We start from the raw sequence: 21,746 nt of genomic DNA, 5'->3' as shown, positions 1-21,746 counted from the left end.
ACCCATACCAGCCAGTACGAGGTTTGAGTTATCTCGTTGTTATCTATCGGAGGTGTGGACTTTGTGTTGCCCCGATAGGGGTCGGTACGCGGGGTAACCCTTGGCCCATGCATCTTCCGAAGGCCTCCTCCGGCCCTTCCGCGGCCGTCCCGCAGGCATCCCCGGTAAGCCCGTCGCGGCCCGTGTGGGCCCTGCGGTACCCTGACGCCATGCGTGCCGTACGCCTTCTGCTTAGTGAGCCGCGCTGATCAGTCCCGACCGCTGACGAATCGCGGATCGGAATCGGCGCGGCGCCCCCTCCTGTGCGAGGGGCATTTTTGTTTGGCCAGCGCGGTCAGTTCCGTAAGCAGAGACGATCGATGGAGCTTTGAGGATCATGAGCGAGACGAATTCCGCTGCCGCTTCCGAGGTGGCCGCGCCGCACCGCTACACGGCGGCGATGGCCGCCGACATCGAGGCACGCTGGCAGGACTTCTGGGACGCCGACGGCACGTACGAGGCGCCGAACCCGAGCGGTGACCTGGCAGGCGGGACCGAGGCGGACAGGGCGCTGGCCGCCAAGCCGAAGAAGTTCGTCATGGACATGTTCCCGTACCCCTCGGGTGCGGGCCTGCACGTCGGCCACCCGCTGGGCTACATCGCCACGGACGTCTTCGCGCGCTTCCAGCGCATGAACGGGCACAACGTCCTGCACACCCTGGGCTTCGACGCCTTCGGTCTGCCCGCCGAGCAGTACGCCGTGCAGACGGGCACCCACCCGCGCACGTCCACCGAATCCAACATGCTCAACATGAAGTCCCAGCTGCGCCGGCTGGGCCTGGGCCACGACAAGCGCCGGTCGTTCGCCACGATCGATCCCGAGTACTACAAGTGGACCCAGTGGATCTTCGTCCAGATCTTCAACTCCTGGTACGACGACGAGGCGAAGAAGGCCCGTCCGATCGACCAGCTGATCGCGCAGTTCGAGAGCGGTGAACGCGCCGTACCGGACTCCACGCGCGCGTGGCACGAGCTGAACGCCGCCGAGCGGGCCGACGTACTGAGCGAGTACCGGCTGGCCTACGCCTCCGAGGCGCCGGTCAACTGGTGCCCCGGCCTGGGCACCGTCCTGGCCAACGAGGAGGTCACGGCCGACGGCCGCTCCGAGCGCGGCAACTACCCCGTCTTCAAGGCCAAGCTGCGCCAGTGGAACATGCGCATCACCGCCTACGCGGACCGCCTGCTGGACGACCTGGACGCCCTGGACTGGCCCGAGGCGATCAAGCTGCAGCAGCGGAACTGGATCGGCCGCTCCGAGGGCGCCCGCGTCGACTTCCCCGTCGGCGACGAGGCCATCACCGTCTTCACCACCCGTCAGGACACCCTGTTCGGCGCCACCTACATGGTCCTGGCGCCCGAGCACGACCTGGTGGACCGGATCGTCCCCGCCGCCTGGCCCGAGGGCACGCACGACGTCTGGACGGGCGGCCACGCGACGCCCGCCGAGGCCGTCGCCGCCTACCGCAAGCAGGCGGCCTCGAAGTCCGACGTCGAGCGCCAGGCCGAGGCCAAGGACAAGACCGGCGTCTTCACCGGCGCGTACGCGACCAACCCGGTCAGCGGCGAGCGGGTTCCCGTCTTCATCGCCGACTACGTCCTGATGGGCTACGGCACCGGCGCGATCATGGCCGTCCCCGCCCACGACACCCGCGACTTCGCGTTCGCGCGCGCCTTCGAGCTGCCGATGCGCTGCGTCGTGGAGCCCTCGGACGACCGCGGCACCGACACCTCCACGTGGGACGACGCGTTCGCCTCCTACGAGGCGCGGCTGGTCAACTCCGCGAGCGACCAGATCTCCATCGACGGCATGGGCGTCACCGACGCCAAGGCGCGCATGACGGAGTGGCTGGAGCGCACCGGCATCGGCCGAGGCACCGTCAACTTCCGCCTGCGCGACTGGCTGTTCAGCCGCCAGCGCTACTGGGGCGAGCCCTTCCCGATCGTCTACGACGAGGACGGCATCGCCCACTCGCTGCCCGAGTCGATGCTGCCGCTGGAGCTGCCGGAGGTCGACGACTACAGCCCCCGCACGTTCGACCCGGACGACGCCGACACCCAGCCCGAGACGCCGCTGTCCCGCAACGGCGACTGGGTCCACGTCACGCTGGACCTGGGCGACGGACCCAAGAAGTACCGCCGCGAGACCAACACCATGCCCAACTGGGCGGGTTCGTGCTGGTACGAGCTGCGCTACCTGGACCCGCACAACAGCGAGAAGCTGGTCGACCCGGCCATCGAGCAGTACTGGATGGGCCCCCGTGAGGGTCAGCCGACCGGTGGCGTCGACCTGTACGTGGGCGGCGCCGAACATGCCGTCCTGCACCTGCTGTACGCCCGCTTCTGGTCGAAGATGCTGTTCGACCTGGGCCACGTCTCGTCGGCCGAGCCGTTCCACAAGCTGTACAACCAGGGCATGATCCAGGCCTACGTGTACCGCGACAGCCGCGGCATCGCGGTGCCCGCCGCCGAGGTCGAGGAGCGCGACGGCGCGTACTACTACGAGGGCGAAACGGTCTCCCGTCTGCTGGGCAAGATGGGCAAGTCCCTGAAGAACGCCGTCACGCCGGACGAGATCTGCGCCGAGTACGGCGCGGACACCCTGCGCCTGTACGAGATGGCGATGGGCCCCCTGGACGTCTCGCGGCCGTGGGACACGCGCGCGGTGGTGGGCCAGTTCCGTCTGCTGCAGCGCCTGTGGCGCAACATCGTCGACGAGGCGAGCGGCGAGGTCACCGTCGTCGACACCGAGGACTCCGCCATCGACGGGACCACGCTGCGTGCCCTGCACAAGGCGATCGACGGCGTCCGCCAGGACCTGGAGGGCATGCGGTTCAACACCGCCATCGCCAAGGTCACCGAGCTGAACAACCACCTGACCAAGGTGGGCGGCCCGCTGTCACGCAGCGTGGCCGAGCGCCTGGTGCTGCTGGTCGCGCCGCTGGCCCCGCACATCGCCGAGGAACTGTGGCGCAAGCTGGGCCACACCGACTCCGTCGTCCACCAGGACTTCCCCGTCGCCGACCCCGCGTACGTCGTGGACGAGTCCGTGACCTGCGTCGTGCAGATCAAGGGCAAGGTCAAGGCGCGCCTGGAGGTGTCCCCGTCGATCTCCGACGAGGAGCTGGAGAAGGCGGCCCTGGCCGACGAGCGCGTCGTCGCCGCGCTGGACGGCGCGGGCATCCGCAAGGTCATCGTGCGGGCGCCGAAGCTGGTGAACATCGTTCCCGCGTGAGCGGTGACATCGGCCTCGCGTGAGCGGTGGCCGGTGATGGGCGACCACTCCGTTCAGCCGGATCAGGGTTGTTCCCTACGGGCAGGTTGGGGGTTCCGCTGGAACCTCCGGCCTGCCTTTTCCGTTTACGGTGGAAGAGGCGGACGGACCGCCGACCTTGTCGGGAGGAGCGTCATGGGAGAGGCCGTGATCGCGATCGTGGCGCTCATGTTCGTACTGTTCCTGGCCCTGGGCGCGTACGTGGCGGTGAAGGTCGTCGGCGCCGCCAAGCGGGGAGTGGACCGCACGGTGGCGCAGGCCCGCCGGTCCGTCGAGGACACGACACTCAAGGCGCGGACCTTTGTGCAGCCGGGCGCGGCCGGCGAGCTCGCGCAACTGCGGCTCAAGCTGCGTACGTCGATGAGGTCCACGCAGGACGCGCTCCACGCGCGCGTGGCCGAGGACGCCTCGCTCAAGGAGTCGCTGGACCTCTTCGGCCGGCTCAGTGTGCACGGGCACGAGCTGGACGACGACCTCAAGCGTCTTGAGTCCGAGCCGGACAAGGCGCATCTCGCCGAGCTCCTGCCCGATCTGCGCAAGCGGACGGAGCAGATCACCGCCTCGGCCGACTCCCTGCGCCGGGCGGCCAGGGACCGCGCCCACCGGATCGCCGACGACGACCTGGATTCCCTGAGCTCCCAGATCGACATCGAGGCGGGCGCGCTGCGGCACTGGACGACCGAACCGTCGCCCGAGCCCGCGCAGACATCGCCCTCGTGGCCCGAGGCATCGGCCCCGGAGAGCCCTGCCGCGCATCAGACCTGGCCAGGGACTCCGCAGGGGGGACGGGCCGAGGAGCCCGACCGGCCCGCGCTCTCGCCCACCGACCCGCGCCCGGCCTATCCTTGGCAGAAGAAGGCCCGCCCGGAGAGCACGACTTGACGTGTGACCGGGTCACCGGGGCCGGGCTGCCGTCCACCGGCCCGGGCAGGTAATCTCCAGCTCATGTCCCGCCATGTCGCGATCGTCACGGATTCAACGGCCTACCTGCCGCAGCGGACGATGGAGCGCCACGGCATCATCGCGGTCCCCCTGACCGTGGTCCTTGGTGACCGGGCCCTCGAAGAGGGCGCCGAGATCTCCACCCGCTCACTCGCCGAAGCCCTGCAGAAGCGCCGGCCGGTGACCACGTCCCGGCCCAGCCCCGAGATCTTCGCCGCCACTTATCGCAAGCTGGCCGAAGAGGGTGCCACCAGCGTCGTCTCGCTCCATCTGTCGTCCGAACTCTCCGGCACCTACGACGCCGCGGTACTCGCCGCGCGCGAGGCGCCGGTGCCGGTCAGAGTCGTGGACACCGGCATGGTCGCGATGGCCCTCGGTTTCTGTGCGCTCACCGCCGCCGAGGTGGCCCACGGCGGTGGCACGGTCGACGAGGCCGTGACCGCGGCGGAGAAGCGGGCCGCCGCCACGTCCGCGTATTTCTACGTCGACACCCTGGACTACCTCCGTCGCGGTGGCCGTATCGGCGCCGCCCAGGCCCTGCTCGGCTCGGCGCTCGCCGTGAAACCGCTGTTGCAGCTCGAAGGCGGTCGTATCGAACTGCTGGAAAAAGTGCGCACGTCGTCGAAGGCGATCGCCCGGCTCCAGGAGATCGTCGCCGAGCGCGCGGGAACGAGCGAGGTCGACATCGCGGTGCACCACCTCGCCGCGCCGGACAGGGCGGCGACGTTCGCGGACCGGCTGCGGGAGCGGGTGCCGGGGCTCATGGACCTTCATGTCAGCGAGGTCGGCGCGGTGATCGGGGCGCACACGGGGCCTGGGTTGCTGGGGGCGGTTGTTTCGCCTCGGTGAGGTGCGGTGCGGTGCAGTGAGGTGAAGTGCGGTGCTCTGAGCCTGGGGACGTGGTCCGTGAGTTGGGCTGCGCTTGTGGGTGACGGAGTTATCCACAACTGCCGGGTTGTCCCCGGAAATTGAGCAAGATCACCGCGGTTTCGGCGGAGTGCCTAGCGTTCGTGGCATGGCACTTGGATCAGCACTTTCAGGGACATCGGTGCGTTCAGAGACATCGGTACGTTCAGAGCCGCTTGACGCGGCCGCGGGGGATGTGACGTCGGGGGTGGCGTCCGGCGCCGGGGCGGCGTCGGGGACGTGGCAGCGGCGTAGGCGGGTGCGACGGCGCTATCGGCAGGCGTCGGCCGAGGCGTTGAGGTTGCGGGCGGAGGCGTTATTCGCCGAGGGGCGGGGTGGGCCGCCGGGATCACCGGGTTTGCCTGGTGCGCCGAGTCTCTCGCCCGGTCCGCCCGGTCCGCCCGGTCCGCCCGGTCCGTCCGGTCCGCAGGGTGTGCTGAGTCCGCCTGATCCGGCCGAGTGGGTGCCGCCGGTGCGTCCGCCTCTTCCACCGTGGGCCGGGACGGTCTCTTCACGTCCTCCTCGGTGGGCTCGGGCCGACGCCGACGCCGACGCCGACGCCGACGCCGACGAGGGCGGGGTCGGGGTGGGTGCGGTGCCGGGGGAGTTCAGGGAGGAGTGGGACGGTCCGGCGGGCGAGACGGAGAGGGGAACGGCCTCGTGGCGGGAGCGGGCTGGGCTTGCCGTGCGGGAGCGGCTGCCGCTGTGGATGCAGACGCGGTGCGGGCTGGAGCGGCGGAGCGTGATCGCTCTGGTCGTGGTCCTGGTCGCGGCGGCGGGCTTCGCCGTGCACCACTTCTGGACCGGACGGGCTCAGCCGGTGAGCGTGCCCGAGGTGGTCCGATCGGCGACGCCCGAGGAAGCGGCGGGTTCGTCCGTCGCCGGTCAGGAACCGGACACCGGGCCGTCGGCACCCGCCCCGGCCGGGGCCTCGGCTGCGGGCGGAACGGATGGGGCGGCCGGGCCGTCGGGGGCGGGGATCGTCGTGGACGTCAGTGGGAAGGTGCGGAGTCCCGGGATCCATCGGCTGCCGGCCGGATCCAGGGTCGCCGACGCGTTGCGCGCCGCCGGAGGGATCCGCCCGGGCGTGGACCCCACGGGAATCAACCGGGCACGACTGCTGGCGGACGGTGAGCAGGTGGTCGTGGGCGCACCGGCGGCGCCGGGAGGGATCGGCTCGGGGGGTTCTGCGGGTTCGGCGGGTTCTGCCGGGACAGGAGCCGGAAGCGGGGCCGCGGCTGCGGGGCCGATCGGTCTCAACACCGCTACCGCAGAGCAACTCGACACATTGCCGGGCGTGGGACCCGTGCTGGCCCAGCACATCATCGACTACCGCACCGAACACGGGGGATTCCGTTCCGTCGACGAGCTGCGCGAGGTCAACGGCATCGGCGACCGGCGTTTCTCCGACCTCCAGAATCTCGTACGGCCATGAGGAGCACGGGAGTTGCCTCGGCCTCGCACTCCTCCTTGGGTGACTCGAACCCTCGGCAGGAGGGTCCGGCAGACCTCCGTCTCGTCCCTCTGGCACTCGCGGCGTGGGCCACGGCAGCGGTGACCCTGGACGCTCCGGCCGTCTGGGTGACGGCTCTGGCGCTGACCTGCGCGGCGGTGGCCGGAGTGTTGCTTCTGGGAGGGGCGACGCGGGGGCGGTCAGGGAGGACGGAGCCGCCACGTTCGCCACTACAGCCACCGCCTCCGCGATTACGGTCACCGCCACCCCGCCCTCCCCGCAGAGTGTTCTCGCTCTGGCCTCGCATGTCCGTGGCCGCCGTGCTGCTGTGCGTTGCCGCGTCCGCGGCCTCGGCCGCCTTGCACGGCGCGGATCTGACGCGTGGGCCTGTTCCCGGGCTTGCCCGGCAATTCGCCCGGGTGACAGTCGAGTTGGAGGTGACGGCCGACCCGCGGCTGACGCGCCCCCGCGTGAAGGGGGACCACCCGGCTCCTTCCTCCGTCGTCATCGCCGCCGATGTGCTGAGAGTCGGCGACGCCGCGCAGGGCATGTCCTCGGACGATGCCGGGACGCGGGTGCGTACACCGGTTCTGGTCCTCGCAGACGTGGATCGCGCCGCCGCGGGGAGGACGCCGTGGCTGTCGCTCCTGCCCAGCACACGGCTGGTCGTGCACGGAGGGCTGGCACCCGCGTCGGCCGGCGGAGGTCGGGTCGCGGCCCTGCTCCGCGTCGGGCGGGACGAGAGCCCACGGGTTATCGGAGCGCCCTCCACGGCTCAGCGGTTCGCGGGGAAGCTGAGAGGCGGGCTGCGGGAGGCGACCGAGGGGCTCCCGGGGGATGCGCGCGCGTTGCTTCCCGGGCTTGTCGTCGGGGACACCTCACGTGTCCCGCCCGAGCTGCACGAGGCGTTCGAGGCCACTGACCTGCTGCACCTGACGGCGGTCAGCGGGGCGAACTTCACGATCCTGCTCGCTCTGCTCATCGGCCCGCCCGGCACCGCGCACCGGTCCGAGCGCCGTGGCCTCGCGCCGAGGCTGGGGATCCCGCTTCGGACAACCGCTGTGCTCGGCGGCGCGCTCACCCTCGGCTTCGTGATCGTGTGCAGACCGGAGCCGAGCGTGCTCAGGGCGGCGGCCTGCGGGTCCGTCGCACTGCTCGCCATCGGCACCGGGCGACGCAGGTCCCTGATCCCGGCCTTGGCCACGGTCGTACTGCTGCTGGTGCTGTACGACCCCTGGCTGGCCCGGAGCTACGGGTTCCTGCTGTCCGTCCTGGCCACCGGTGCGCTGCTGACCCTGGCCCCGCGCTGGAGTGCGGCACTGCGACGGCGCAGGTGTCCGCCGCGCCTGGCGGAGGCCCTCGCCGCGGCCGGGGCGGCGCAGGCAATGTGTGCGCCGGTCGTCGCGGTCATCGCGTCACGGGTGAGCCTGGTGGCGGTGCCCTGCAATCTGCTCGCGGAGTTCGCGGTCGCGCCGGCGACGGTGCTGGGGTTCGCCGCGCTGGCCGCCGCGCCGCTGGCGATGCCGGTCGCGAAGGCCTTTGCCTGGTGCGCGAGCTGGCCCGCCGGATGGATCGCGGACATCGCACGCGCGGGGGCCGCACTGCCCGGCGGGGGCGTGGACTGGCCCGGTGGCCCGAGGGGCGGGCTGCTGCTCGCCGTGGTCACTCTGGGCGTGGTTCTCGTGGGCCGCCAGGTGCTCAAGTCTCCGTGGGTCATGGGGATATGTGTGCTGCTCCTGGTTCTCGTGGTCCTGCAGCCGAGGCCCCTGACCCGGGTGATCACGGGGTGGCCCCCGCCGGGGTGGCGGATGGTGATGTGCGATGTGGGGCAGGGGGACGCGCTGGTGCTCGCGGCGGGTGCGGGGGCCGGGGTGGTGGTCGACGCGGGGCCGGATCCGGTGCTGGTCGACCGCTGTCTGCGCTCGCTCGGGATCACCCGGGTACCGCTCGTCCTGCTGACCCACTTCCACGCGGATCACGTCGCAGGTCTGCCCGGGGTGCTGCGTGGGCGTGAGGTGGGGGCGATCGAGACGACGGGGTTCGACGAGCCGCCTGAACAGGTGAGTTTTGTCAGGAGGTTGGCGGAGGCGCGGCACATCACGATGACCCGGGCCGCCGCGGGGGAGCAGCGGCGGACGGGCCGGCTCGCATGGCAGGTGCTGTGGCCGCCGCCGCGACCCGCCCCCGACCCGGACGGTCCGAACGACTCGAGCGTCACGCTGCTGGTCCGCACCGCGGGCCTCACCCTGTTGCTCATGGGCGACCTCGAACCACCGGCGCAGCGCGCCCTGTTGAGATCCCCCGCAGCGGCGGCGCTGCCACCCGTGGACGTTCTCAAGGTCGCCCACCACGGCTCGGCCTACCAGGATCCGGTACTCCTGCGTCGGGTCGCGCCCCGGCTCGCCCTGATCTCTTGCGGTGAGAACAACCCATACGGGCATCCGTCGGCGCGTACGGTCGCGGAGTTGCGGGCCGGGGGAGCGGCGGTCCTCCGGACGGACCGGGACGGGGCGTTGGCGGTCACCGGGTCCGGGCAGGGCGGATCCGGGAAGGCCAGATCCGGGCAGGACGGATCCGGGTCGGTCCGTTCCGGGGAGGGAGAGCGGGAGCGGGAAGGCGCGGGGCTCGGTGTGGTGGCGGGCGGGTCGTGACGGGTGCCACGCATCCGAGTCGAACGCAGTGTTACCGGCTGGTAGAAATGCCTCTGGGTTGGCGAAACAGTAAGCGGAATGGCTAATTCAGGCATCTCTGTACAGGGGGTAACAGTCCCTGGCATTCCCGCGATGTGGGCCCGTGTTGCCTCGAATTCCACAACGGTGGTCGAATGCATCTTCGTTGATGGTGGTGTCAAGCTTCACTGGGGTGTCTCGCACATGTTCGGCCGCTGGCTGGGAAACCGTACGAACCGGGCTCAACGAACAAGTCCGCTCGTGGGGGTGAGCGTGCCGCCCGGCGCGGGGTTCGTCAGCTGCCGGGTGCTCGACCCCGTCAACGAGCCCGTGCGCGGCGCCGAGTTCGCGGTGAGCGACGCCACGGGGCGCACGGTCGTGAGTGGCGGGGCCGACCCGTTCGGCTCGTTCGTCGCGGCCGTGCCCGCCGGTGACTACCGGCTCGCGGTCACGGCGGAGGGCTACACGCCGTACCGGGGGAGCGCCTCGGTCGGCGACAGCACGCACTCCTCTCTCGGTGACGTCATGCTCCAGGTCGCCCAGCCGCCCGCCCTGCCCGACGCCGGGGACTGGGAGATCGAGCCGATGCACTCGTCGGTCGGGTTCACGGCGCGGCACATCGGACTGGCCAGGATCCATGGCCGGTTCAACACGTTCGCGGGCGCGCTGCGCATCGCCGAGCGGGTCGAGCAGTCCGCGATGCACGTGGTCATCGACGCGTCGTCCATCGATACGAACGTGAAGATGCGCGACGACCACCTCAGGTCGGCCGACTTCCTCGACGTGGACCAATTCCCGACGCTCGAGTTCTACAGCGAGCGGTTCGTGCACAAGGGCGGCAGCCGCTGGGCGATCACCGGCGCTCTCTCCCTGCACGGTGTGACGCGCACGGTCACGCTCGACGCGGAGTACCTGGGTCTGGGCAACGGCATGGAGGGGGAGGCCCGTGCGGCCTGCCGCGCCACCACGGAGCTGCACCGCGACGACTTCACGGTCAACTGGCAGACGATGCTGGCCCGCGGGATCGCGGCGATCGGCTCCAGCGTGACGATCGAGCTCGACATCCAGATCGTCCCCAAGACCTGACGCCCCAGCAGCCCCGGCCCTCGCGGCCCCGGTCATGGCCGCCGTGGCTAAGGCGCTTCGAGCCAGCCCTCGTGCTCCGCGGCGAATTCGCCGAGTGAGGCGGCGTCGAGGCGGCCGGTGGGGTCCTCGATCACCACGAGCCACTGGGCGTCCTCGGCGTCGTCCTCACCGGCCAGAGCGTCCCGTACGAGCTGGGGCTCCTCGGTGACGCCGAACCGGTCGGGAAGCTCCTCGGCCACCTCCTCCGCGGCGTCGCGGTCGGGCAGCACCAGTACATGTCGTGCATCGGTCACCCGCCCATTCTCGGGCACGGCGGGGGTTGTCAGTGCCGCGTGGGATGCTTGACCGCGATGGCCAGGAAGACTGCAACAGACGACGTGCTCGCCCCTGTCACCCTCGCCGTGGGGCAGGAGGACCTGCTGCTCGACCGCGCCGTGCAGCAGGTGGTGGCGGCCGCCCGCGCCGCCGACGCGGACACCGATGTGCGTGACCTCACGTCCGACCAGCTTCAGCCGGGCACGCTCGCCGAGCTGACCAGCCCGTCGCTCTTCGCCGAGCGCAAGGTCGTGGTCGTACGCAATGCGCAGGATCTTTCGGCCGACACGATCAAGGACGTGAAGGGCTACCTCGCGGCTCCCGCCGAGGAGATCACGCTGGTGCTGCTGCACGCAGGCGGCGCCAAGGGCAAGGGGCTGCTCGACGCGGCCCGCAAGGCGGGGGCCCGCGAGGTCGCCTGCCCCAAGATGACCAAGCCGGCGGACCGGCTGGCGTTCGTGCGCAGCGAGTTCCGGGCGATCGGCCGTTCCGCGACGCCGGAGGCGTGCCAGGCCCTGGTCGACTCGATCGGCAGTGACCTTCGGGAGCTGGCGTCCGCCGTGACGCAGCTCAGCGCGGACGTCGAGGGCACGATCGACGAGGCGGTCGTCGCGCGGTACTACACGGGCCGGGCGGAGGCCTCCAGCTTCACCGTCGCCGACCGGGCCGTCGAGGGCCGTGCCGCGGAGGCGCTCGAGGCGCTGCGGTGGTCGTTGTCGACGGGGGTGGCGCCGGTGCTGATCACCAGCGCGCTCGCCCAGGGGGTCCGCGCCATCGGCAAGCTGTCGTCGGCACGCGGCGGCCGGCCCGCTGATCTCGCCCGAGAGCTGGGGATGCCGCCGTGGAAGATCGACCGGGTGCGTCAGCAGATGCGGGGCTGGACACCGGACGGCGTGGCCGTCGCGCTGCGAGCCGTCGCCGAGGCCGACGCGGGCGTCAAGGGCGGCGGGGACGATCCCGAGTACGCCCTGGAGAAGGCCGTGGTCACCATCGCAAGGGCCGCCCGCTCCCGCCGCGGCTGAGCCATCCGATCACGGGTCCTGGGACACGTATCCGTCCGAACGCCAAAAACCCCGCCCGGCCGTCCTGGGGAAGGACGGCTGTGCGGGGTCTCAGGTTCAAGCTCGATGGATCCGCACCCGCGTGGCGAACGCAGTCGCGTGCAGATCCGGGGTGCCGGCCGGGAGCGGAGAGAGAGGGCCCGCTCGGGTCCGTCCGGCGATCACATCAAAGGAGTGCCCGTCCCGTGAGGGAGTGGGTACTCAGCCCTTGAGGGAAGAAGCCTTGGAAGCAAGCGCCGACTTCTTGTTGGCGGCCTGGTTCTTGTGGATGACGCCCTTGGAAACGGCCTTGTCGAGCTTGCGCGAAGCCTCGCGCGTGAGCTCCTCGGCCTTCTGGGTGTCGCCCGCGGCAACGGCCTCGCGGGCCTTGCGGATCGCGGTCTTCAGGGAGGACTTGACAGCCTTGTTGCGCTGACGAGCCTTCTCGTTGGTCTTGATCCGCTTGATCTGGGACTTGATGTTCGCCACGAAATGAGCCTTTTCAGGTTCAGGCACGCGGGCTCACACCCACATGCCGGTGATTTCTCTTGAGGTGCCTCGTGCCGAGAGGGCAAGAGACACAGCTGTCCACGTTACCAGCCGTGCTCCGAGCGGCCCAAACCGGGCGCAGTCCCGCGTCCGTGGGACCATGGAATCTACGTATCGATCCGACCCGAGGCGACAGGCGCCTCAAGAGACAGGACCCTGCGTGCCCGCGACCCCTAACAATGTGCCCGAGCCGAGCCGTACCGCCCCGGCTCTGATCCGCAATTTCTGCATCATCGCGCACATCGACCACGGCAAGTCCACGCTCGCCGACCGGATGCTCCAGCTGACCGGTGTGGTCGATCAGCGGCAGATGCGTGCTCAGTACCTCGACCGGATGGACATCGAGCGCGAGCGCGGCATCACGATCAAGTCCCAGGCGGTGCGTCTGCCCTGGGCCCCGAGCGAGGACCCGGGCGACACTCACATCCTCAACATGATCGACACCCCGGGGCACGTGGACTTCACGTACGAGGTCTCACGGTCCCTCGCGGCATGTGAGGGCACGGTCCTGCTCGTCGACGCGGCCCAGGGCATCGAGGCGCAGACTCTCGCCAACCTCTATCTGGCGATGGAGAACGACCTCAAGATCATCCCGGTTCTCAACAAGATCGACCTGCCGGCCGCCCAGCCCGAGAAGTTCTCCGAGGAGCTCGCGAACCTCATCGGCTGCGACCCGGACGACGTGCTCAAGGTCTCCGCGAAGACCGGTATGGGCGTCGAGGCGCTGCTCGACAAGGTCGTCGCCGAGATCCCGGCCCCGGTCGGTGTCGCCGACGCACCCGCCCGCGCGATGATCTTCGACTCGGTCTATGACTCCTACCGCGGCGTCGTCACCTACGTACGAGTCGTCGACGGCCAGCTCAACAAGCGCGAGCGCATCCGGATGATGTCCACCGGCGCCACGCACGAGCTGCTCGAGATCGGTGTCTCCTCGCCGGAGATGACCCCGGCCGACGGCATCGGCGTCGGCGAGGTGGGCTACATCATCACCGGCGTGAAGGACGTCCGTCAGTCCAAGGTCGGTGACACGATCACCTCCCTGCACAACGGCGCCACCGTGGCCCTCGGCGGCTACAAGGACCCGAAGCCGATGGTCTTCTCGGGTCTCTATCCGCTGGACGGCTCGGAGTACCCGGACCTGCGCGAGGCCCTCGACAAGCTGCAGCTCAACGACGCCGCGCTCGTCTACGAGCCGGAGACCTCGGCCGCCCTCGGCTTCGGCTTCCGCGTCGGCTTCCTCGGCCTGCTCCACCTCGACGTGATCCGTGAGCGCCTGGAACGCGAGTTCGGGCTCGACCTCATCGCCACCGCGCCCAACGTGGTCTACCGCGTGGCCATGGAGGACGGCAGCGAGCACACGGTCACCAACCCGAGCGAGTTCCCCGAAGGCAAGATCGACAAGGTCTTCGAGCCCGTGGTGCGCGCCACGATCCTCGCCCCCAGCGAGTTCATCGGCTCGATCATGGAGCTCTGCCAGACCCGTCGCGGCACGCTGCTCGGCATGGACTACCTCTCCGAGGACCGCGTCGAGATCCGCTACACGCTGCCGCTCGCGGAGATCGTCTTCGACTTCTTCGACCAGCTGAAGTCCAAGACGCGCGGCTATGCGTCCCTGGACTACGAGCCCACCGGCGAGCAGGACTCCAGCCTGGTCAAGGTCGACATCCTGCTGCACGGCGACAAGGTCGACGCCTTCTCCGCGGTCACGCACAAGGACGCGGCGTACGCGTACGGCGTGCGGCTGGTCGCCAAGCTGCGCGAGCTCATCCCGCGGCAGGCCTTCGAGGTGCCGATCCAGGCCGCCATCGGTTCCCGGGTCATCGCCCGCGAGACGATCCGCGCGATCCGCAAGGACGTCCTCGCCAAGTGCTACGGCGGTGACATCTCCCGTAAGCGCAAGCTGCTCGAGAAGCAGAAGGAGGGCAAGAAGCGCATGAAGATGGTCGGCTCCGTCGAGGTGCCGCAGGAAGCCTTCATCGCCGTGCTCTCCAGCGACGACAGCGGCACGAAGAAGAAGTAGGCCGGTCGTCACAGCTGTCCGGGGCCCGTCGCGCGTCAGTGCGGCGGGCCTCTTGATTTCCCGGCATTGTTGTGCGGGCCTTTTGTGGGGGCCGTGTGTACAGCGGCTGTCGACAAGAAGTGACAGGCTGCGGCCCCTTACGCACCGGGCGACCGCGCTCTACTCTGATCACTGCTCGGTAGTTACTCGCCAGTTAAACAACAGCCGCCAACAGCCAGCCGCGCCCAGTTTCGCCGCGCTGCCGCGGGCCCCCGGAGGACGTCGTGAGCGACACACAGACCCTGATCGAGAACCGTCCGCCGTCCGTGGCGGCCCTCTTCCTGGAGCGCGTGGCGGCCACGCCGGATACCGAGGCCTACCGCTACCCGGTGCCATCGGCCTCCGGTGAGGGCCCTGAGGAGTGGAAGTCGCTGAGCTGGGCGCAGGCCTCGACGCGGGTCTACGCGATCGCGGCCGGCCTGATCGAGCTGGGTGTGGAGCCGGAGGAGCGGGTCGCGCTCGCCTCCTCCACTCGGGTCGAGTGGATCCTGGCCGACCTCGGCATCCTGTGCGCGGGTGCCGCGACGACCACCGTGTACCCGCAGACCAACGCCGAGGAGTCGGCGTTCATCCTCGCGGACTCGGACAGCAAGGTCCTGATCGCCGAGGACGCGGCGCAGCTGGCCAAGGCCCGCGACCGCCGGGCCGAGCTGCCGGACCTCGCCCATGTCGTCGTCATCGACGAAGCCGGGGTCGAGCCGGACGCCGCGGACCCCGAGGGCTGGCTGCTCACGCTCGCCGACCTGGAGAAGCGTGGCGCCGCGTACCTGGAGAAGCACCCGCATCTGATCAAGGAGAAGGTCGGCGCGATCACCGCGGACCAGCTCGCGACGCTCATCTACACCTCCGGCACCACCGGCCGTCCCAAGGGTGTGCGCCTCCCGCAGGACAACTGGTCGTACATGGCGAAGGCCATCGCCGCGACCGGCCTGGTCGGCCCGGACGACGTGCAGTACCTGTGGCTGCCCCTCGCGCACGTCTTCGGCAAGGTCCTGACCTCCGGGCAGATCGAGGTCGGGCACGTCACCGCCGTCGACGGCCGCGTAGACAAGATCATCGAGAACCTGCCCGTCGTGCAGCCGACCTACATGGCCGCGGTGCCGCGCATCTTCGAGAAGGTCTACAACGGGGTCGCGGCCAAGGCGCGGGCGGGCGGCGGCGCCAAGTACAAGATCTTCCAGTGGGCGGCCGAGGTCGCGCGCGAGTACGCGAAGACCAGCCAGGACAACTTCCGCAGGACCGGTTCGGCCTCGGTGCCGTTCGGGCTCGGCGCCAAGCACAAGGTCGCCGACGCGCTCGTCTACTCCAAGCTGCGTGAGGCGTTCGGCGGCCGGCTGCGCGCCTGCGTCTCCGGCTCCGCCGCGCTCGCCCCCGAGATCGGCTACTTCTTCGCCGGCGCGGGTGTGCACATCCTGGAGGGCTACGGCCTCACGGAGACCTCCGCCGCGTCCTTCGTCAACCCCGGCGAGGCGTACCGCACCGGCACGGTCGGCAAGCCGCTGCCCGGCACGGAGGTGCGGATCGCGGACGACGGCGAGATCCTGCTGCGCGGCCCCGGCGTCATGCAGGGCTACCACGGGCTGCCCGAGAAGACGACCGAGGTCCTGGAGTCCGACGGCTGGTTCCACACCGGCGACATCGGTGAGCTGTCGCCCGACGGCTACCTCAAGATCACCGACCGCAAGAAGGACCTGATCAAGACCTCGGGCGGCAAGTACATCGCGCCCGCCGAGGTCGAGGGCCAGTTCAAGGCCGTGTGCCCGTACGTCTCGAACATCCTGGTGCACGGCGCCGACCGGAACTTCTGCACGGCGCTCATCGCCCTCGACGAGCCGTCCATCCTGGAGTGGGCCAAGGGCAACGGGCTGGAGGGCAAGTCGTACGCCGATGTGGTCGCGGCCCCCGTCACGGTCGAACTGGTCGAGGGCTACGTCAAGGAGCTCAACCAGGGCCTCCAGAAGTGGCAGACCGTCAAGAAGTTCAAGCTCCTGCCGCGCGACCTCGACATCGAGCACGGCGAGCTGACCCCGAGCCTGAAGCTGAAGCGGCCGGTCGTCGAGCGCGAGTACGGGCACCTGATCGACGAGATGTACGCGGGCTCGCGCGAGGCGTAGGGCGGCGGTTGTGCGGCTGGGGGTGCGGGGGTCGGCCCCCGCGTGGATGCAGCCGGGCACCTGACCGACGAGATGTACGCGGGTTCACGCGAGAAGTGACGCCCCGCGTCACCGTTTGAGGGATGCGTCGCGGTCCGCCACTACGGTGTGCGGCCGCGGCGCATCTTGGGGTGCCGGAGATGGGGCCACCGAGACGCCCTCGGCGCGCGCCTGGCCGCCCAGCCGGCCTTCCGGGCCCGCCTCGCGGGCCACGCGCGTGACCTCGTCGGCGAAGGCGGACCGCTGGTCGACCATCGTGTTCACGGTCAGCTTCGGATCGAGGAGCTCGCCGGTCGCCTCGATCGTGACCGTACGGGTCGGATCGCCCCGCGCCACCGCCGTCGTCACCAGCGCGATGTCCCGCACCTGCGCGGTCAGGCGGGACGCCATCGCGCTGACCGCCTCGGTCACGTCCCGTCAACTCCCCGACAGGCCCTGAGCCTTGGCGCATCCGCCGATCCGGCCCTTGACGCCGACTTCGCGCGCCACCCGCGTCACCTCACCCGTGAACAGGGAGAGTTGGTCGACCATTTTGTTCACGGCGCGGCCGAGGCGGCGCAGGCCCCCCCGGAGCTGACGTTCCCGTCGTGCAGGTCGACCCGCTGCGTGAGGTCGCCGCCGTCCACAGAGTCCAGGACCCGCGTCGCGTTCGCCGCCGGTGCCACCAGAGCGCCGATGATCGTGTTCACGACGTTCACCCGCGACGCCCACGAGCCCTGCCCCGGGCTCGCCTCGACCCGCTCGACGAGCCGCCCGTGCCGCACGATCTACCGCCGCACACGCGTCAGTTCGGCGTTGTAGTGCCGGCTGCGGTCCATGATCTGGTTGAACATCGCGCCGAGTTCGGCCGCCAGGCCCTGCCCGGTCTCCGGGGCCTTGGTGAAGTCGTCCCGCGCCGACGTCATCGCGGCGAGCGGCGCACGCAGTTCGGTGGCCTCGATCCGGCCCGGATCCGCAGCACGCGTAGCACTGTTCTCGCTCATGGTGGCCCACTTCGGTAACTCGGTGCTTATGGGCGGGGCCGGTCTGTCACTCTGTCCGTGTCGTCCGAGGCGTCTTCGCCCGAACTGCTCAGGAGCCGCACCGTGGGGTCCATTCCGCTGCAACGGGAGACCGCCTACGCCACCGACGAGCCCTCCCGTCCCCCGGGAGCACCGGCCGCCGTGCGGACCTCGCTGCCCGGAAACCCGCTGGCCCCCGCGGCCGCCCGCCGCTTCGTACGGGGCGCTCTCGCCGACTGGGCCGGGCTCGGCCTGACCGCCAGGGCCGGCGGCGGCGACCGGCTCACCGACGACGCCGTGGTCGTACTCAGCGAACTCGTCACGAACGCCGTCGTCCACGCGGGCACCAATGTCGAGCTGCTGTGCCGTCTCGAAACCGGCCACCCCGACGACCTGGACGGCGGGTGCGCGCCCGCCGCCCTCGTCATCGAGGTCTCCGACCACCACCCGGCCCGCGCCGTCCGCAGCGACCGCACCGACATGGGCCCCGACACCCCCGAGTGCGGGCGCGGCCTGCGCATCGTGGCCTCCCTCTCCGACGCCTGGGGGATCACGTACGAGCCCGGCACCAAGACCGTCTGGGCCCGCCTCCCCGTCGACGGCGCCGAGCCGCGGGGCGGTGACCCCGAGGCGTACCCCGGTGCAAGAACCTTTCAGCGCGGGCTGCGCGCCGCCGACATGCTGGCTCCCACGCCGCGCCGCTTCCCGCACGACCAGGACTGGGTCAACCGCGGCGCGCTCTCCTTCCTCGCCGAGGCATCCGACCTGCTGGCCGGACAGCTCGACGAGGACCAGGTCGCCTCACTCGCCGGACAGATGCTGGTGCCGCGCCTCGCCGACTGGTGCGCCGTCTGGCTCGACGACGAGGACGGCAGGCCGGACCGGGGCGCCGCCGACCGGGCGGGCCGCGGCACCGGCGCCCTCGCCACGCCCCGCCTCGCCCGCGTCTGGCACACCAGCGAGAACCGCATGGAGGAGCTCCGCAAGATCCTGGAGAAGGACCCGCCGCAGCCCACCGACGCGGCGCGCAGCGCGGCCGTCCCCGTGTCGTGGCCCTTCGAGTCCCTCGGCGGCGACCCGGCCGGCGCCGCGCTCGCCTACCGCCTCGGCGCGGGCGGCCGCGCGGTGGGCACCCTCCTCATCGGACGGGCCGGCCTGACCCGCTTCCCCGACGAGGTCACCGGCCTCGTCGAGGACTTCGCCCGTCGCGTCGCCCTCGCCGTCAGCGCCGCCCGCCGCTACGCCCGCCAGGCCACCATCAGCCGCATCCTCCAGCGCGGACTGCTGCCCTCCGCCGTCGCCCAGATCCCCGGCATCGAGTCCGCGCTCGTCTACGAGCCGCGCGACGCGGGAGGCCCGGGCGGCGACTTCTACGACGTGTTCCCCGCCGGTGACGGCCGCTGGTGCTTCGCGCTCGGCGACGTACAGGGCAAGGGCCCGGAGGCGGCCGTCGTCATCGGCCTCGCCCGGCCCTGGCTGCGGCTGCTCGCCCGCGAGGGGTACCAGGTCGCCGAGGTCCTCGACCGCCTCAACCGGCTCCTCCTCGACGACGCCACGGAGGCGGCCGACGCCGCCGCCCGCGCGCTCGCCGCCGCGGGCGGCCAGGGCCTCACACCCGAGGGCGCGCCCCGCTTCCTCTCCCTGCTCTACGGGGAGCTGGTGCCCACCGAGGACGGGATGCGCTGCACCCTGGCCTCCGCCGGACACCCGCTGCCCCTCCTGTTGCGGCCCGACGGCCTGGTCGTGTCCGCCGCCGAGCCCCAGGTGCTCCTCGGCGTCGTCGACGACCCCGGCTACACCAGCGAGAGCCTCGTACTCCACGACGGCGACACCCTCCTGTGCGTCACGGACGGGGTGACGGAGCGCCGGGACGGACACCGCCAGTTCGACGACGGCGACGGCCTCTCCCACGCCCTCGCCGGCTGCACGGGCCTCACCGCACCCCTGCTCGCCGAGCGGATCAGACGCCTGGTCCACGAGTTCTCCGAGAGCCCGCCGGACGACGACCTCGCCCTGCTGGTCCTCCAGGCCCGCTGACCCCCCCCCGAGCAGCGACCGGCGGGACAACCTCACGGCTGCGGGACAATAGGTCCATGCCTTCCGCACTCCCCGACGGCGAGCCCGTCCCCGACGACGGCGCGCTGCCCGCCTCTGCCCTGGCCGGGGCGGCGGACCAGCCCCTCGGGTTCTATCTGCACGTCCCGTACTGCGCCACGCGCTGCGGCTACTGCGACTTCAACACGTACACCGCGACCGAGCTGCGTGGCTCCGGCGGTGTGCTCGCCTCCCGCGACAACTACGCGGACACCCTCGTCGACGAGGTGCGCCTCGCCCGCAAGGTCCTCGGCGACGACCCGCGCCAGGTGCGCACCGTCTTCGTCGGCGGCGGCACCCCGACGCTCCTCGCGGCAGACGACCTCGTACGGATGCTCGGGGCGATCCGCGACGAGTTCGGGCTCGCGCCCGACGCCGAGGTGACGACGGAGGCCAACCCCGAGTCCGTCGGCCCCGCCTACCTGGAGACCCTCCGCGAGGGCGGCTTCAACCGGATCTCCTTCGGCATGCAGAGCGCCAAGCAGCACGTCCTGAAGATCCTCGACCGCACCCACACCCCCGGCCGCCCCGAGGCCTGCGTCGCCGAGGCGCGCGCCGCCGGCTTCGACCACGTCAACCTCGACCTGATCTACGGCACCCCCGGCGAGAGCGACGACGACTGGCGGGCCTCGCTGGAGGCGGCCATCGGCGCCGGGCCGGACCATGTGTCGGCGTACGCGCTGATCGTCGAGGAGGGCACCCAGCTCGCCCGGCGCATCCGCCGCGGCGAGGTCCCGATGACGGACGACGACGTCCACGCGGACCGCTACCTGATCGCGGACGAGGTCCTCGGCGGGGCGGGCTTCGACTGGTACGAGGTGTCGAACTGGGCCACCACCGACGCCGGGCGCTGCCTGCACAACGAGCTGTACTGGCGCGGTGCCGACTGGTGGGGCGCGGGCCCCGGAGCGCACAGCCACGTCGGCGGGGTGCGCTGGTGGAACGTGAAGCACCCGGGCGCCTACGCCGGGCGCCTCGCGGAGGGGCGCTCGCCCGGCGCGGGGCGCGAGCTCCTGTCGGACGAGGACCGGCGCGTCGAGCGGATCCTGCTGGAGCTGCGCCTCCTCGAGGGCTGCCCGCTGTCGCTCCTGAAGCCGGCGGGCCGCGCCGCCGCCGGCCGGGCACTGTCCGACGGCCTGCTCGAAGCGGCCCCGTACGAGTCCGGGCGCGCCGTCCTCACCCTGCGTGGCCGCCTCCTCGCCGACGCGGTCGTCCGCGACCTCGTCGACTGAGGCGGGCCCCCGACAGTCCCGGGGCGGGCCCCTAACGCTCCTGGGAGAGGTCCGCGGGCAGCGTCACGAAATCGATCAACTCCTCGACCCTGCCCAGGAGTTCGGGCTCCAGGTCGCGGTAGCTGTGCACCCGCGACAGGATGTGCTGCCAGGCTGCGCCGGTGTTCTCCGGCCAGCCGAGCGCCCGGCACACGCCCGTTTTCCAGTACTGGCCGCGCGGCACCCGGGGCCACGCCCGGATGCCCACGGCCGATGGCTTCACGGCCTCCCACACGTCGATGTAGGGGTGGCCGACGACCAGCGCGTGCTCGCCGGTGACCTGCGCCGCGATGCGTGACTCCTTCGAGCCGGGCACCAGATGGTCGACGAGGACACCGAGCCGCGCGTCGGGCCCCGGGGCGAATTCGGCGACGATCGCGGGCAGGTCGTCGACGCCCTCCAGGTACTCCACGACCACGCCCTCGATGCGCAGGTCGTCGCCCCAGACCCGCTCCACCAGCTCCGCGTCGTGCCGGCCCTCCACATAGATGCGCCCGGCCCGCGCGACCCGCGCCCGCGCCCCGGGCACCGCGACCGACCCGGAGGCCGTGCGCGCGGGACGTACGGGCGCGGCGGACACCGGACGTACGAGGGTGACGACCCGGCCTTCGAGCAGGAAGCCGCGCGGGTCCATGGGGAACACCCGGTGTTTGCCGAAGCGGTCCTCCAGGGTCACCGTCGGGCCCTGGGCCGTCTTCTCGCAGCGGACGACGGCCCCGCAGAACCCGGTCGTGACCTCCTCGACCACGAGATCCACGTCCGCCGCCACCTCGGGGGCGGCCTGCTGCTTCTTCCACGGCGGGGTGAAGTCGGGGGAGTACAGGCGGCGTTGCGGGCCCGAAGGGCCTTCGTTGGAAGGGCGGTGGCGGGAGACGGGTGGGAGCATTCTGCAGACGAT

The 21,746-nt window shown here is 71.1% G+C and carries 14 protein-coding genes and 1 pseudogene; 11 read left to right on the top strand and 4 right to left on the bottom strand.

Features of this window, described 5'->3' with window-relative positions:
• The first annotated feature begins 376 nt into the window (after positions 1-376).
• The 6 genes from leuS (at position 377) to ACWFR4_RS15795 (ending at position 10,366) form a co-directional block, all read left to right on the top strand.
• Positions 377-3,271, top strand: coding sequence for a leucine--tRNA ligase (gene leuS, locus ACWFR4_RS15820; protein WP_453457323.1), 2,895 nt, complete (start codon positions 377-379; stop codon positions 3,269-3,271).
• Positions 3,272-3,445: 174 nt separating this feature from the next.
• A complete protein-coding gene (locus tag ACWFR4_RS15815; RefSeq protein ID WP_453652894.1) occupies positions 3,446-4,192 on the top strand; it encodes a hypothetical protein in 747 nt (248 codons plus the stop codon).
• A gap of 63 nt (positions 4,193-4,255) precedes the next feature.
• The gene (locus tag ACWFR4_RS15810; RefSeq protein WP_266564329.1) at positions 4,256-5,101 is read left to right on the top strand and encodes a DegV family protein; all 846 of its coding nucleotides are present in this window, start codon (positions 4,256-4,258) and stop codon (positions 5,099-5,101) included.
• Between the two features lie 529 nt (positions 5,102-5,630).
• The gene (locus ACWFR4_RS15805) at positions 5,631-6,593 is read left to right on the top strand and encodes a helix-hairpin-helix domain-containing protein (RefSeq protein WP_453652892.1); all 963 of its coding nucleotides are present in this window, start codon (positions 5,631-5,633) and stop codon (positions 6,591-6,593) included.
• Positions 6,590-9,262: a ComEC/Rec2 family competence protein gene (locus ACWFR4_RS15800; protein ID WP_453652890.1), complete on the top strand. Its 2,673-nt coding sequence runs from the start codon at positions 6,590-6,592 to the stop codon at positions 9,260-9,262. Before ACWFR4_RS15805 ends, ACWFR4_RS15800 begins: the two co-directional genes overlap by 4 nt.
• Positions 9,263-9,484: 222 nt before the next feature.
• Positions 9,485-10,366 carry a YceI family protein gene (locus ACWFR4_RS15795; RefSeq protein ID WP_453457313.1) on the top strand — a complete coding sequence of 294 codons (882 nt, stop codon included), beginning with the start codon at positions 9,485-9,487 and terminating at the stop codon, positions 10,364-10,366.
• 47 nt (positions 10,367-10,413) lie between these two features.
• On the opposite strand, the gene ACWFR4_RS15790 is transcribed toward ACWFR4_RS15795, so the two are convergent.
• The gene (locus tag ACWFR4_RS15790) at positions 10,414-10,659 is read right to left on the bottom strand and encodes a hypothetical protein (RefSeq protein WP_453457310.1); all 246 of its coding nucleotides are present in this window, start codon (positions 10,657-10,659) and stop codon (positions 10,414-10,416) included.
• A gap of 57 nt (positions 10,660-10,716) precedes the next feature.
• Between ACWFR4_RS15790 and holA the strand changes: the two genes are divergently transcribed.
• A complete protein-coding gene (gene holA / locus ACWFR4_RS15785) occupies positions 10,717-11,703 on the top strand; it encodes a DNA polymerase III subunit delta (RefSeq protein WP_453457308.1) in 987 nt (328 codons plus the stop codon).
• A 240-nt stretch (positions 11,704-11,943) separates the two neighbouring features.
• Here the strand turns inward: holA and rpsT are convergent, their stop codons facing one another.
• Positions 11,944-12,210, bottom strand: coding sequence for a 30S ribosomal protein S20 (rpsT, locus tag ACWFR4_RS15780; RefSeq protein ID WP_100594244.1), 267 nt, complete (start codon positions 12,208-12,210; stop codon positions 11,944-11,946).
• A 220-nt stretch (positions 12,211-12,430) separates the two neighbouring features.
• Between rpsT and lepA the strand changes: the two genes are divergently transcribed.
• Together lepA and ACWFR4_RS15770 are read left to right on the top strand one after the other, a co-directional pair.
• Entirely contained in the window at positions 12,431-14,290 is a 1,860-nt protein-coding gene (gene lepA, locus ACWFR4_RS15775) for a translation elongation factor 4 (RefSeq protein WP_453652888.1), read from the top strand.
• A 263-nt stretch (positions 14,291-14,553) separates the two neighbouring features.
• A complete protein-coding gene (locus ACWFR4_RS15770) occupies positions 14,554-16,443 on the top strand; it encodes an AMP-dependent synthetase/ligase (RefSeq protein ID WP_453457302.1) in 1,890 nt (629 codons plus the stop codon).
• A gap of 189 nt (positions 16,444-16,632) precedes the next feature.
• Here the strand turns inward: ACWFR4_RS15770 and ACWFR4_RS15765 are convergent.
• Positions 16,633-17,387, bottom strand: a pseudogene (locus ACWFR4_RS15765) (HAMP domain-containing protein); the annotation flags it as partial.
• A 180-nt stretch (positions 17,388-17,567) separates the two neighbouring features.
• Here ACWFR4_RS15765 and ACWFR4_RS15760 point away from each other — a divergent pair.
• Together ACWFR4_RS15760 and hemW are read left to right on the top strand one after the other, a co-directional pair.
• Positions 17,568-19,520 (top strand): SpoIIE family protein phosphatase, encoded by a 1,953-nt coding sequence (locus ACWFR4_RS15760; protein ID WP_453457299.1) that lies wholly within the window; start codon positions 17,568-17,570, stop codon positions 19,518-19,520.
• Between the two features lie 56 nt (positions 19,521-19,576).
• Entirely contained in the window at positions 19,577-20,809 is a 1,233-nt protein-coding gene (gene hemW / locus ACWFR4_RS15755; protein ID WP_453652886.1) for a radical SAM family heme chaperone HemW, read from the top strand.
• A gap of 31 nt (positions 20,810-20,840) precedes the next feature.
• Here the strand turns inward: hemW and ACWFR4_RS15750 are convergent, their stop codons facing one another.
• Positions 20,841-21,734, bottom strand: a complete 894-nt coding sequence (locus ACWFR4_RS15750) for a DUF3097 domain-containing protein (protein WP_453652884.1) — start codon at positions 21,732-21,734, stop codon at positions 20,841-20,843.
• Between the last annotated feature and the right edge of the window lie 12 nt (positions 21,735-21,746).

The organism is Streptomyces sp. NPDC055140, assembly GCF_053607285.1.
The sequence above is the reverse complement of the archived record's forward strand: the minus strand, read 5'-3'. Positions and strand labels throughout refer to the sequence as shown.